Here is a 12,908-nt window from a genome sequence, read left to right on the forward strand (position 1 = left end):
AAAAGCTCCCCGAAACCGAGAAGCTTTGCTTTATATTTATAACTAACCTAAACGGCAGCAGCAAGAGCCACTCATAACAAGGAACAACAGGTACATACTGAAAACATAGAAGTTAGGATCATTATTTATGTTTGACTTCTTACAAATGTAAGCAAAAAATTTACTACCCTACAAATTTAGTAGATTAATATTTATATGCAACAGGGTTACATCTTAAATTTCAGGTAAAATAAGATACACTTATACTACTTAAACTTCAAAATGGTATCGAATCACTTATACATATGAGAGAGTAACTGTAACAGAAAAATCTTCCAATTAAATATACATACATTAACAAAAACTTTACATGAAACACTATAATATACTGGAAAACAATATTTAATTTTACTATGATAGATATTTACTATCATTATTTCCGAAACCGTTTTTTGTTAATATTTTGTTAAGAACAATTTAAACAAACGTTTAATTTAAACAAGTGTTTAACTTTGTGCCGTTATTTATATTCAGGTAACAATTTAGGTTATGACAGAATTTAATGATAAACAAATTGAGATTTTAAACGCCGCCGAAAAGCTGTTTGCAGAAGAAGGATTTGACGGAGCATCCATACGCACCATAGCAAAACTTGCCAACGTAAACATTGCCATGATATCGTATTACTTCGGGTCTAAAGAAAAGCTGCTTGAAGCATTGATCATTCACCGCACAAGCACTATGAAGGTACAACTGGAGAACATTTCGAGAGAAGACCTCTCCCCTGCCGATAAAGTTGAGCGCCTTATAGACCTTTATATCAGCCGTATAAATGCTAATAAATGCATGTACCAGATAATGCATTTTGAGCTTAGCACTAAAAAACGCATCCTTAATATGGAGAGCTTTATGACTATAAAGAAAGCCAATTCTGAAATATTTAAAAGGGTTATAGAGGATGGCCAGCAAAAAGGTGCTTTTAAAGCCGGGATTAATATAGATATGATTCCTGTAACCATTTTAGGCACTATTGTTCACTTTAGGACCAACGCCCTCTTTTTTGAGCAAACCCTTGGCCTCACTACTGAAGAAGCCTTTGAAAGCTACATTACAAACGAGTTAACACTACACATTAAACAAACCATTAAAGCGCTTTTAGCAAATGAAAATTAAGTATCTACTGCCCGGAAGCCTCTTGTTTTTATCCTTAAGCACACTGCAGGCACAGGATAAAAAACCACTATCGCTGGATGAGGCCATTTCTATTGCAGTTTCACAAAGTACTGAGTCTACCCTTGCCGATACAAGGGTAACTACATCTAAGTACGATGTAGACAATGTTAAGAACAACGCCTACCCTGATTTTAAGATATCGGGCCAGTATTTAAGGCTTACCAACCCTACGGTAAACTACAAGCTTGCATCAAACAACCAAGACACCGCCGAAGATGATGGCACAACCACGGCATCGCCTAAAGTAAACCAGGTCATGTTTGGCCAGGCTGCCCTAAGCATGCCTATTTTTGCAGGTGGAAGGCTAAAAAACAACATTGCAGCAAGCCAAAACATGTACCAGGCGCAAACCTTTGCTGCGGCTAACACCAAACAGCAGGTCGCCATGCAAACCATTGTTTTGTATGCAAACCTATATAAAGCGCAGCAATCAGTTGGGTTAATACAGGAAAACCTAAAGAGTGCCAACCAGCGTGTTACCGATTTTAGTGCTATGGAAGAGAACGGCTTACTTGCCCGTAACGACTTTTTAAAGGCACAGTTACAGGCCAGTAACATTCAGCTTTCGCTGGATGATGCTAAAAAGAACGTTGCTGTAATTAACTACCAGTTGGTTACCCTGCTAAAATTACCTGAGGGCACACAGATACAGGTTAGTGATGCTTACTTTAAAAATTCAGGTGGTGTAACGCCTTCTGTAACCGCAGATGAGGCATTGTCACAACGAAGCGACTTAGAAGCCCTTAGATGGCAGCAAAAAGCCTCTGAGGCTAATGTAAAGATCGCTAAGGCCGATTACTACCCGTCGTTATCATTCTCTGCCGGATATGTGGCGCTGGATATTCAAAATGCGCTTTCGGTGTATAACGCTGTTAATGTGGGCGTAGGCCTTTCGTATGATATATCAGGCATCTTTAAAACCGGTAAAAAGGTTAAAGCCGCCGAAAGCCGCGCCGAAGAAGCAAAGAAAGAGGTTGAAATTAAATCTGACCGCGTTAAAATAGAGGTTCAGGAAGCGTTTGAAAGCTACAACCTTTCGCTTAAGCAAAATAAAGTATATACCGAGGCTGTAGAGCAGGCTGGCGAAAATTACCGCATTGTTAAAGATAAATACGATAATGGCCTTGTAGATACCAACGACCTTTTAGAGGCCGACGTAGAGCAACTACAGGCTAAACTTAACGAAGCCTTTAGCAAAGCCGATATTACCCAGCGTTTTTATGAGTTGCTAAACGCATCAGGAAAACTAACCAATTCTTTTAATCTTACCCAAAACAAATAATAGAACAACAATGGAAACTACTGAAAAAAAGAAAACTAACAAAAAGTTTCTTGTTATACTTATCGCTCTGGTACTTGTGGGCGGAGGTTACGGTATTTATAAATACATTCACTCCCAGGCACATGAAACTACAGATGATGCCCAGATAGAAAAAAACATGAACCCAATAATACCAAGGGTTACAGGGTATATTACCAAAGTTTTTGTAAAAGATAACGACTTTGTAAAAAAAGGCGACACCTTGTTTATTATTGATGATAAAGACTACGTAGTGCGTGTAGAAGAGGCTAAAGCAGCCCTTGCAGCGGCCGAAGGCAGCTACGAAGCGGCTAAGGCCGATATAGGCGGAGCATCGGCTAATGTGGCGGTGTCTGAGGCTAACATACAGTCATCACGCGGTAATATAGAGGCTGCTAAAGTAAGGGTTTGGAGAGCAAACAACGACTTTACCCGTTACCAGAACCTTTATAACAACAAATCGATCACCAAACAGCAGTTTGAGCAGGCACAGGCCGCTAAACAGGAGGCTGATGCCGAGCTGAAAGTGCTTCAACAGGCCGAGACAGCCAGCAGGAGCCAAAGGGCTGCAAGCGTGAGCCGTAGCAGTGTATCGGGCAAACAGACCGATGTTGCAGCAGCGAACATTAAAAAGGCGCAGGCTACGCTTAACGCAGCACAGCTTAACCTTTCTTACACTTACGTTACCGCAGCTATTGATGGCCAGGTATCTACCATAGATATCCAGCCGGGACAGCTTGTGGCTCCGGGGCAGGCGTTGTTCTACATAATAAACAATACCGATGCCTGGGTTGTGGCTAACTTTAAAGAAACCCAGTTAACCAAAATGGTAGCAGGCCAAAAAGTGATCATTACTGCCGATGCTTACCCTGACGTTGAGTTTGAAGGCGAAATAACTTCGTTCTCTCCCGCTACCGGTGCACGTTTTTCTTTATTACCTCCTGATAATGCGACAGGTAACTTTGTTAAGACCGTGCAAAGACTTCCTGTAAAAATATCGCTTACTAAAAATAACGACCAGGAAAAAGTGAAGCTGCTTCGCCCGGGTATGAACGTAGATGTAGACGTACACTTAAAATAACACACTATGGCAGGAGCAAAAGTTCAGGCAGACGATAGTTTAGTGCTTTATGGTTTTGATCGCGTTATTATTACAATAACAGCAGTACTTTGTGCCCTGCTCGAAATTGTTGATACCACGATTGTAAACGTTGCGCTAAACGAAATGCGCGGTAGCCTTGGGGCAACTCTAACCGATGTTGCCTGGGTTATAACCGCTTACGCAATTGCTAACGTAATTGTAATACCCATGACAAGCTGGCTGTCGCAGCAGTTTGGCAGGAGAAATTATTTTGCGGCATCTATAGTAATATTTACCATAGCTTCTTTTGCCTGTGGTAACGCCGATAATATCTGGGAGCTTGTAGCCTTCAGGTTCATCCAGGGCATGGGTGGTGGTGCACTGCTTGTTACCGCACAAACCATTATTACAGAGAGTTACCCAGTAGAAAAACGTGGTATAGCACAGGCTATTTACGGTATGGGCGTAATTGTAGGCCCTACACTTGGCCCGCCTTTAGGGGGCTACCTTGTAGATAATTATTCATGGCCTTACATCTTCTATATCAATGTGCCACTGGGTATTATAGCTACAATGCTGAGCCTTATTTATGTTAAGAGCCCTAAATATGGCGAGAAGCTAAAGGCCAGCCAGGTAGACTGGTGGGGCATCCTGTTCCTTATCGCATTTATTGGTTCGCTACAGTTTGTACTTGAGCACGGCCAACAGGACGACTGGTTCGAATCGCATGAAATTGTGGCACTTAGCGTGGTAAGCGTATTTGGCTTACTGGCCTTTATATGGAGGGAATCCGTTTACAAACACCCTATTGTTAACCTTAGTGTATTGAATGACAGCAACCTGCGCATTGGTACCGTAATGTGTTTTATAATGGGCTTTGGCTTGTACGGGTCTACTTTCGTTATCCCTATTTACACCCAGTCGATATTAGGGTGGACAGCACTTGATGCAGGTATGCTTTTGATACCCAGCTCACTAATGACCGCCTTTATGATGCCGTTTATTGGTAAGATGATCCAGAATGGCCTTCCTCAAACCTATATGGTAGCAACGGGCTTTATGATATTCTTTGGCTTTACCTTTTGGATGTTTAGCATTATGACGCCCGATACCGGTGCCGAACACATGTTCTGGCCGCTTATTATGCGTGGCATGGGCTTGGGCTTACTCTTTGTACCCATCACCACAATGGCGCTTAGTACGCTTAAAGGCAAGAACATAGGCGAAGGTGCCGCCTTTACCGGGATGATGCGCCAGTTGGGTGGATCGTTTGGTATTGCACTGATATCTACCTTTATAACCCGTTTTTCACAAAAACACAGGGTAGATTTGGTATCGCACCTGCAATCAGATAATTATAACGTACAGCAGCGCGTATTGCAATTACAGCGCGGCTTCATGTCTAAAGGATTGAGTGCCAACGAATCGCTTAACAAAGCCTATGCGGCCATGGAAGGCTCTGTAATGAAACAGGCTACCGTGCTATCCTATATGGATGTTTTCTTATACCTCGGCATATTATTTCTTGTATGTATACCTTTTATTTTACTTGTAAAACAAGGCAAGAGCAAGGTAGATATGTCGTCAGTACATTAATATACAGGCATTTATAGAGTTGGTAATCTCGCAATGCAATAATTAATAATACTACCCAACTACACACAACTAAATGCCTTTAACCTGCCGGGAAGCCTACCGGCAGGTTTTTTTATACTTAAAATCTTAAATTATGAATCCAAAATACAACCACTACAAGATCATTTTAGAGCACACTTACAACCCTAAAAATGAAACACTTAACCTACCTGTAACAGTAGAATTTGATAACCACGACAACCTTTTTAATATCATAGGCAAGCTGCAGGACCGTAACCATTTTAATGACGTTAACCAATCTGCTGAGTTTGCCATAGGCCTTAAAATGTTTAGCGAGGTAATGCTGCGCAACAAGGAAAACCCTCTTTTTGAGGATATTATGCCTGCGTTTAAGCACTTTATGACAAAGCTAAAAGGCGGACAATAGCTATAAGTTTTATGAAGTTCTTAAGGATTTTCTTTCAATAAAAAACTTAGTTTTGCCTTTTAAAACACTACTAACATGAAAAAAATCCTATTACTTTTAGTGCTAACTGTAACTGCCTTAGGCTGTTCAGGAGATGATGATAACAACAATGGCGTTCGTAACCCCTACACTGGCAGCGTAGTAGGCACCTGGACCACCGTAGGCCTTAGTATAGATGGCAACCTGGTTAACCTGGATTGCGATGCGCCTGCGCCTGTAGAAGATAACTACACCTTTGTATTTTACGAAGATGGCTATTTTGACATTTACCACAACTGTGATCCTGAGGGTGTTATCTATGCCAGTGGAACTTATACCACCACCGGTAATGTGCTAAGGATCAACTTAGATAGTATGGAAGGACGCGCCCACATGATAGACTACCTTGACGAAGACCAGCTTCAGTTTGAATTTTCAATAGGATCCGAAGGGTTATTTTACGGATACGTTTTTACCGTGCAGCAACAATTTTAAAATCTATATATAAATATTTTCAAATGTGATAAAGCAGCAAATTAGGGCTTAATATTTCACTTTTGGATTTCGTTTTCAGCTAAAAAAAACCCTAAAATCGCTTTTAGGGGTTTTGCTATTCTAATACAAACTCAATTTCTGACACATCATCATTTTCAAGTTTTTTAAACCTCGGCCTAATTTCGGCATTTTTCATAAAAGGTGTGGCAAGCAGCGTTGGCCGGATGGCTTTAAAAAGCGCCTCGGCACTATCGCCATAAAGGTATAAAAAGCCATCTAACAGGTCTAAAGCCATTTGGTGGCCCTCCAGTTCGCCTGCCCCTTCGTTGTACAGCACAATGCGCAGTTTGCTCTCCAGCTCGTGCAGTTTCTCCAGGCTTTTTTCGCCATAATTAAAGTATATCACAACCGATTGCCTTGTATCTTCCGGCTCATTGCTGTCGTTTTTAAACAGGTCTGCTATATTCATCTATATCCTCTTACTTATAGTTTTATACCGGTCGGTATATTTTTTTGGCGCTAAACAACCCATTACAAATAATATACCAATCAGTATACTTTACATAAAGGGTAAATTTTTGAACCGTTAACTGTCACCCATCAACCAACAACTAAAATTACCTCGTAAACACAAGTGTATTTCCCTTGCTTAGTTTAACATCAAAACTATACCCATCATAATCAAAACCTTTAAGGCCTTTAAGGGTCTTAACGTTCTTATCTATAATGTAGCGCACCATCATACCCCTCGCCTTCTTGGCAAAAAAGCTAACCATGCGCAGGTTGCCGTCTTTGTAGTCTTTAAACTCGGGGGTTATAACCGGTACTTTAAGTGCTTTGGCATCTACAGCTTCAAAATACTCCTTGCTGGCAAGGTTAACAAACAGCTCGCCATCCTTAAGCTCGGCGTTAAGAGCTTGGGTAATGCCCTGTTTCCAAAACTCGTACAGGTTCTTGTCATCGCCTACAGGCAGGTGCGTGCCCATCTCTAAACGGTAGGGCTGCACGAGGTCCAGCGGCTTTAGCAAACCGTACAGTCCTGATAGTATCCTCAGGCTATCCTGCAACCTGCCCACCTTTGCAGGCGGAATGGTATAGGCATCCAGCCCTACGTATACATCGCCGTTAAAGGCATATATGGCGGGGCGGGCATTTTTAGTGGTAAAGGGTGTTGCCCATTCCTGGTTACGCTGCCAATTAAGTTCGGCCAGCTTGTCGCTAATATCCATCAGGCTTCGCAGCTCGGCAGGCGATTTATCCTTAACGGCGGTGTGCACTTTTTCGGCTTCAGCCAAAAAAGCAGGCATGGTATGTTTGCGAACCGGCAGTTTGGTCTCAAAATCAAGCGACTTTGCCGGCGATATAACAATTTTCATTCGGTTACAATTTATACATCAAATTTAAGGTGCAAAACCCACCTGTACAATAAATAGTACACCGTTTTGTTATTATATTAGCCAATACCAATCAAACCAACACGCATGACTGAAAACATTATTCAGACACAGGGGCTTACATTTCAATACTCAAAGAACAGGAAAGTGCTCGATAACGTATCCCTCAACATCCCCAAAGGTTCTATTTACGGTTTCCTGGGCCCTAACGGGGCAGGAAAATCTACCACTATGCGGCTGCTTACCGGCATCCTGCCCGAGCAAAACAACGCCATTAGCATTTTTGGGCAGCCATTACAAAGCCAGTTACCGCACGTGTTTGATAACATAGGCGCGCTGGTAGAAAGCCCCGCCCTGTACCTGCACCTTAGCGGCTACAACAACCTTAAGTACATTGCAAAGCTACGCAACATACCTGTAAGTAAGATTGATGAAGCCCTTGCCCTGGTAGACCTTGCTGCCGATGCCAAACGCAAAGTAAAAGGCTACTCGCTGGGCATGAAACAACGCCTTGCCATTGCCATGGCGCTGCTTAGCGAACCGCAACTGCTGCTGTTAGACGAGCCTGTAAACGGGCTTGACCCTAATGGTATGCGCGATATTAGACAACTGTTGGTAAAGCTAAACAAAGAAAAAGGCGTTACCATTTTTGTATCGAGCCACCTGCTGGCCGAAATTGAACGTATGTGTACCCATGTGGGAATTATAAGCAAAGGTAAATTACAGTTTGAAGGCACCATACAGGAACTCGCTAAAAAGTCGGGACTGTGCAGGGTACAGCTTACGCTGAAAGACGCCGCATTGTGGAAAGACAGGCTGCTGCCCGATTATCCTGATACCGAGTTAGAGAGCAGCGGCCGGCTGATGCTGGAACTGCACAATCGCGAGGCCATACCCGCCTTTACCAAAAACCTTATAAACCAGGGTGCCGAAGTATACGAAATTAAGATACTTAACGGCCTGGAAGAATGGTTTATGGAACTTGTAAATTAACTATCATCACTCCTTACTTATATTATGCAAAACTTTACTACTGCCCTTAAGGCAGAACATATAAAAAAAAGCGGAACCGGTATTTATGTGCTGTCTGTACTTATGGGCATTGCCATACCTATTATATATGCCATAGTGCTATTGGTACAAAGCGAACCGGCATCGCCGGCAGATATTGTGCCGTACAATTACTTTAACAGGGTTTTAGATGATGTGCTGGAGGCATTTGCCACCTTTTTCTTTCCGCTGTTAATTATCATAACCGTTAGCCGCATTACACAGCTGGACCATCGCAACGGCGGCTGGCAGCTTATGGAAACCCAGCCCGTAACTAAGGCATCCATCTACTTTTCTAAATTTACGGTACTGCTCATTAGCAACACCATCGCCATACTTTCGTTCATACTAATGGCTTATATATGTTCCGGGTTGCTGTTTAGTATTGTAGACCTGCCCAAGGCAGCCACCTTTAGCTTTGAGTTTGGCTTTGTAACTCAGCTATTTTTTCGCTTGTTTTTAGCTGCACTGGTAATTACAGCGTTGCAGTACCTCATCTCTGTACTTATACCAAGCTTTGTATGGTCTATACTTACAGGGTTTGTGTTACTAATTACCTACCTGTTTTTATACGGCTTTAATGTAGTGCCAGACTGGTATCCTATCCGCTTTTTGGGCTCGGTAGCCAAACATATTAAAGGCAGCGATTTAGGGTACTGGTTAACGTATTCAGAAATTGCCGCGCTGCTCATAACACTCATAATTGTATACATTGGTTTTAATTGGTACAGGCATAAAAGTGTTAAGCAGGCCTTTTTTACCAAAAAGCGCCTTGCCGCACTGGCGTGTGTTTTGCTTGTTATTGCACTGCCATTGGCCTGGTTACTAATGCCAAAAACTATGGATGCCTATAGCAAAACCATTGTTAGCGGAACCATAGATACTAAAGATAACGTAAGGAACATTTACATTCTGGGCTTTTTTATAGATGATACCATTGCGGCTATCCCCATCGTTAACAATGCTTTTCATTACGAGATAAAGCAGGATATCCCTGCCGATATTTACAGGCTTATTTTAGACGAAGCCAATGTGGGCAACGTGTTTTTTGGTAAGAACGACAGTATTAATATTGCTTTCAAAAAAAACAAAGCGGCTTTGGATGGTAAAATTACCGGTACAAGGCTGGCCGAAAGTCAGTACAAAGACGAGAATAAAAGAAGCTACAGCAGCGTGTCTTACTACCTGCAGGAAAATATTTATATAGATAACGTAGACTTTATTACCGAGCAGATAACAAACGAGTGGAAAGAAAAAATGGAAGAATCGAGCAAGTTTAAAACCGCCGACAACCACGTACCCCGCCCCGATTTTGTGCAGAGCAATAAAAAGGCGGTTACCATTACCTATTTAAACTACTGGCAGGACTTTTTAAAAAAGCGTAGGGCTATGTTTCCCGGTAAGGCTACTAAAGAAAGCGCCGATATTGCCTACATGAAAAGCACTGTGCCTTTGGACGACGATAGTATGCTGAGCAACGAAGACTACTTTAAATACGTTAAAGTCAGCTACATAGAAAACAACAAAGCCGATATAGATGAAAGCACCAAGGCATTAAAGGCTATTGCAGCCTTAAAGCCCGGCACGTTTAAAGATAAAATGCTGTACTGGCAATTAAAAACCAGCGTAAAGGATGCATCGGCCAAAAGCCAGCGCGATAATTTAATTGCCACTTACGCCCCGCAGTTTGGCAATGCAAAATATCAAAAACTAATTACGGGCATTGGCAAAACACTCTCTAATTTAGATAAAGGTATGGTGGCACCTGCCATTGCGGCTACTACCTTAAGCAGAGAGCCTTTTGCGTTAGAGAATTTTAAGGGCAAATACATTGCCATAGATGTGTGGGCAACCTGGTGCGCGCCTTGCCGCGAAGAGTCGCCTTACTTTGATAAACTTGCCATTAAGTACAAAAACCAGCCCGTGCAGTTTGTTGCCCTTAGCACCGACCGCAGGATAGACGACTGGTTTGTAGATGCCACCCAAAAAAGCAAATCGGTACTTCAGGTACATGCTGACAATGAAAAAGTTTTCAGCAACGATTATAACGTAGAGTTTATTCCGCGCTTTATATTAATAGATAAGGAGGGCAAAATTGTAAACAGCAAAATGCCGCGCCCAAGCGATGCCACTTTTGAACAGGTGTTACGCCAGCAACTCAATTTGGGAGACGAAAAATAATACTACTTTTGCTGTACTATGCTAACCTGGATACGCAAACATAAAAGGATTTTACTATACGGTTCCAGCCTGGCGTTACTGCTATTTTTGCTGCGCTGGCTGGAATTCCGTTTTTTAGTTTTAAGCCACGCCATAGATATTTACGTAGGCGCCATTGCCCTTATGTTTACCGCGCTGGGCATCTGGCTTACGCTAAAACTCACCAGGCCTAAAACCCATACCGTTATTGTTGAGAAGGAAGTATACCTGCCTGCTGAAACCTCATCAGAAATTAACCAGTCCGAAATTGAAAAGCTTGCCCTTAGCAGGCGTGAGCTGGAAGTACTTAATTTAATGGCGCAGGGCATGAGCAACAAAGAAATTGCCGACGGTTTATTTGTATCTTTAAATACGGTTAAAACGCATTCATCCAACATTTTTGAAAAGCTTGATGTTAAGCGCCGCACCCAGGCGGTAGAAAAATCGAAAAGGCTGGGCATTATTGTGTAAAGGCATCGCCCATAAGTAGTATTGGTTGATGCAAACCTAAAATTCATACTAAAGTATGAGTGTGTAAAACCCATAAATGCCCAATTTTGCAGCATCATAACACATAAAACATAAACCTTATGAAAAAAATTGTACTCAGGTACGGACTCCTTGCCGGCCCCATCAGCATGATAGGTTTCGCGCTTACTGCTACCCATATTGTAGATTCTAAGTATGGAATGCTGGTGGGCTACGCCTCCATGATCGTAGCGTTCTCCTTAATATATGTAGCCGTTGTAAATTACAGGGATAATTACAACGGTGGCACTATTACATTTGGCAAGGCTTTTTTAATTGGCTTATACATTACGCTTATTGCCTCTACCGTTTATGTGGTTATCTGGCTTATAAGCTACTACTTTTTTATGCCCGATTACCTGGACAAATACATGGCAAATTACCTGGCCGACCTAAAAGCCGGTGGTGCTTCCGCAGAAAAAATTAAAGCCGAAACCGCCGAAATGGCCGGATATATGGAGATGTACAAGAACCCTTTCCTTAATGCCCTTATTACCTATACCGAGATACTGCCCGTTGGGCTGATTGTATCGTTAATTAGTGCTGCCATTTTAAGGAGAAAGCCACAGTTTGCGTAAGTAAAAGTAATTGTCATACTGAGCATCTCGAAGTGCGGCATTGACTTTTACGACCATTTAAACCTACAAGGTTTTAAAAACCTTGCAGGTTAGCTACATCATTTTATACTCCTGCAAGGTCTCAAAGACCTTGTAGGTATAATTTCCATACGTATTAATAATAAGCGCCTCAAATGGCACTTTTTATTTTTACACAAAAGCCTTATATTTGTGTAAAACCTTACAGTTATGTACAGCCGCATAAACAAAAGCATAAGCCGCTACGTTGATTTTACCCAGGAAGAGCTTGATATCTTTAACTCCCTTTTAGAATACAGGAAAGTACCTAAAAAGACCATCATGCTACACGAGGGCGAAATGTGTAATTTTGAAGCCTTTGTAATTCAGGGCTGCGTGCGCAAATACTATATAGATGTCAATGGCTTTGAGGTAATACTTCAATTTGCCATAGAGGATGCCTGGGTGAGCGATATATCCTTTAGTATTTATGAAGACAAGCCCAGCAAGCTTTACATAGAAACGCTGGAAGACTGCGAGTTCTTTGTATTTACCCCCGAAACCAAAGAAGAACTGTTTAAACGTGCCCCAAAGTTTGAAAGGGCTTACCGTATATTGTTTCAGCGCAACCTTGCCGCACTGCAAAACAGGCTGTTTAACACCATTTCTAAAACCGCATTAGACAAATACCTCGAATTCCTGGAGCTGTACCCTACCCTGCCACAGCGTGTAGCACAGCACTATATAGCATCCTACCTGGGCATCTCAGCCGAATTTCTAAGCAAAACAAGGGCAAAGGCAGCGAAAATTTAGTTGCAGTTTGCAGTCGCAGTCGCAGTCGCAGTCGCAGTCGCAGTCGCAGTCGCAGTCGCAGTCGCAGTCGCAGTCGCAGTCGCAGTCGCAGTCGCAGTCGCAGTTTTTAATGCGAACTACAATCTTATATAATATTGTATAGAATTATTTTATTTTATTTTTTTTAAACTATTAAGTGTCAACTGAGACTGAAAACTGAGACTGCGACTAAAAACTTCTT

General features: G+C 42.1%; 14 protein-coding genes. 12 read left to right on the forward strand and 2 right to left on the reverse strand.

Annotated features, from left to right (window positions below):
* Window positions 1-528: 528 nt before the first annotated feature.
* The 6 genes from FMM05_RS12435 (at window position 529) to FMM05_RS12460 (ending at window position 6,129) form a co-directional block, all read left to right on the forward strand.
* Window positions 529-1,152, forward strand: a complete 624-nt coding sequence (locus tag FMM05_RS12435; protein ID WP_143373705.1) for a TetR family transcriptional regulator — start codon at window positions 529-531, stop codon at window positions 1,150-1,152.
* Window positions 1,142-2,494: a TolC family protein gene (locus FMM05_RS12440; RefSeq protein WP_143373706.1), complete on the forward strand. Its 1,353-nt coding sequence runs from the start codon at window positions 1,142-1,144 to the stop codon at window positions 2,492-2,494. The genes FMM05_RS12435 and FMM05_RS12440 overlap by 11 nt, the downstream gene beginning before the upstream one ends.
* A 10-nt stretch (window positions 2,495-2,504) precedes the next feature.
* A complete protein-coding gene (locus FMM05_RS12445) occupies window positions 2,505-3,593 on the forward strand; it encodes an HlyD family secretion protein (protein WP_143373707.1) in 1,089 nt (362 codons plus the stop codon).
* Between the two features lie 6 nt (window positions 3,594-3,599).
* Complete coding sequence (locus tag FMM05_RS12450; RefSeq protein ID WP_143373708.1) at window positions 3,600-5,189, forward strand: MDR family MFS transporter; 1,590 nt, start codon at window positions 3,600-3,602, stop codon at window positions 5,187-5,189.
* Between the two features lie 133 nt (window positions 5,190-5,322).
* A complete protein-coding gene (locus tag FMM05_RS12455; protein ID WP_143373709.1) occupies window positions 5,323-5,616 on the forward strand; it encodes a DUF3861 domain-containing protein in 294 nt (97 codons plus the stop codon).
* A gap of 75 nt (window positions 5,617-5,691) precedes the next feature.
* The gene (locus FMM05_RS12460; protein ID WP_143373710.1) at window positions 5,692-6,129 is read left to right on the forward strand and encodes a lipocalin family protein; all 438 of its coding nucleotides are present in this window, start codon (window positions 5,692-5,694) and stop codon (window positions 6,127-6,129) included.
* Window positions 6,130-6,244: 115 nt separating this feature from the next.
* On the opposite strand, the gene FMM05_RS12465 is transcribed toward FMM05_RS12460, so the two are convergent.
* Together FMM05_RS12465 and yaaA are read right to left on the reverse strand one after the other, a co-directional pair.
* Window positions 6,245-6,598, reverse strand: a complete 354-nt coding sequence (locus FMM05_RS12465; RefSeq protein ID WP_143373711.1) for a hypothetical protein — start codon at window positions 6,596-6,598, stop codon at window positions 6,245-6,247.
* A 148-nt stretch (window positions 6,599-6,746) separates the two neighbouring features.
* Complete coding sequence (gene yaaA, locus FMM05_RS12470; RefSeq protein ID WP_143373712.1) at window positions 6,747-7,505, reverse strand: peroxide stress protein YaaA; 759 nt, start codon at window positions 7,503-7,505, stop codon at window positions 6,747-6,749.
* A gap of 105 nt (window positions 7,506-7,610) precedes the next feature.
* Here yaaA and FMM05_RS12475 point away from each other — a divergent pair, with 105 nt between their 5' ends.
* From FMM05_RS12475 to FMM05_RS21235, 6 genes are all read left to right on the forward strand, one after another.
* A complete protein-coding gene (locus tag FMM05_RS12475) occupies window positions 7,611-8,516 on the forward strand; it encodes an ABC transporter ATP-binding protein (RefSeq protein ID WP_143373713.1) in 906 nt (301 codons plus the stop codon).
* A 24-nt stretch (window positions 8,517-8,540) separates the two neighbouring features.
* On the forward strand, window positions 8,541-10,754 hold the full coding sequence (locus FMM05_RS12480) for a redoxin family protein (protein WP_143373714.1): 2,214 nt from the start codon (window positions 8,541-8,543) through the stop codon (window positions 10,752-10,754).
* An 18-nt stretch (window positions 10,755-10,772) separates the two neighbouring features.
* A complete protein-coding gene (locus tag FMM05_RS21265) occupies window positions 10,773-11,243 on the forward strand; it encodes a response regulator transcription factor (RefSeq protein WP_143373715.1) in 471 nt (156 codons plus the stop codon).
* A gap of 119 nt (window positions 11,244-11,362) precedes the next feature.
* Window positions 11,363-11,878: a DUF4199 domain-containing protein gene (locus tag FMM05_RS12490; protein ID WP_143373716.1), complete on the forward strand. Its 516-nt coding sequence runs from the start codon at window positions 11,363-11,365 to the stop codon at window positions 11,876-11,878.
* A 228-nt stretch (window positions 11,879-12,106) separates the two neighbouring features.
* Window positions 12,107-12,688 carry a Crp/Fnr family transcriptional regulator gene (locus FMM05_RS12495; protein ID WP_143373717.1) on the forward strand — a complete coding sequence of 194 codons (582 nt, stop codon included), beginning with the start codon at window positions 12,107-12,109 and terminating at the stop codon, window positions 12,686-12,688.
* A gap of 7 nt (window positions 12,689-12,695) precedes the next feature.
* Window positions 12,696-12,830 (forward strand): hypothetical protein, encoded by a 135-nt coding sequence (locus FMM05_RS21235; protein ID WP_262711234.1) that lies wholly within the window; start codon window positions 12,696-12,698, stop codon window positions 12,828-12,830.
* The last annotated feature ends 78 nt before the right edge of the window (window positions 12,831-12,908 follow it).

The organism is Flavobacterium zepuense, assembly GCF_007097145.1.
Taxonomy (GTDB): domain Bacteria; phylum Bacteroidota; class Bacteroidia; order Flavobacteriales; family Flavobacteriaceae; genus Flavobacterium; species Flavobacterium zepuense.

Bases quoted from the DNA above. Each gene is read 5' to 3' on its own strand.
- FMM05_RS12465 (WP_143373711.1), bottom strand. From the start codon at position 6,598: ATGAATATAGCAGACCTGTTTAAAAACGACAGCAATGAGCCGGAAGAT.
- FMM05_RS12475 (WP_143373713.1), top strand. From the start codon at position 7,611: ATGACTGAAAACATTATTCAGACACAGGGGCTTACATTTCAATACTCA.
- FMM05_RS12440 (WP_143373706.1), top strand. From the start codon at position 1,142: ATGAAAATTAAGTATCTACTGCCCGGAAGCCTCTTGTTTTTATCCTTA.
- FMM05_RS12460 (WP_143373710.1), top strand. From the start codon at position 5,692: ATGAAAAAAATCCTATTACTTTTAGTGCTAACTGTAACTGCCTTAGGC.
- FMM05_RS21265 (WP_143373715.1), top strand. From the start codon at position 10,773: ATGCTAACCTGGATACGCAAACATAAAAGGATTTTACTATACGGTTCC.
- FMM05_RS12445 (WP_143373707.1), top strand. From the start codon at position 2,505: ATGGAAACTACTGAAAAAAAGAAAACTAACAAAAAGTTTCTTGTTATA.
- FMM05_RS12450 (WP_143373708.1), top strand. From the start codon at position 3,600: ATGGCAGGAGCAAAAGTTCAGGCAGACGATAGTTTAGTGCTTTATGGT.
- FMM05_RS12495 (WP_143373717.1), top strand. From the start codon at position 12,107: ATGTACAGCCGCATAAACAAAAGCATAAGCCGCTACGTTGATTTTACC.
- yaaA (WP_143373712.1), bottom strand. From the start codon at position 7,505: ATGAAAATTGTTATATCGCCGGCAAAGTCGCTTGATTTTGAGACCAAA.
- FMM05_RS12455 (WP_143373709.1), top strand. From the start codon at position 5,323: ATGAATCCAAAATACAACCACTACAAGATCATTTTAGAGCACACTTAC.
- FMM05_RS12435 (WP_143373705.1), top strand. From the start codon at position 529: ATGACAGAATTTAATGATAAACAAATTGAGATTTTAAACGCCGCCGAA.
- FMM05_RS12480 (WP_143373714.1), top strand. From the start codon at position 8,541: ATGCAAAACTTTACTACTGCCCTTAAGGCAGAACATATAAAAAAAAGC.
- FMM05_RS12490 (WP_143373716.1), top strand. From the start codon at position 11,363: ATGAAAAAAATTGTACTCAGGTACGGACTCCTTGCCGGCCCCATCAGC.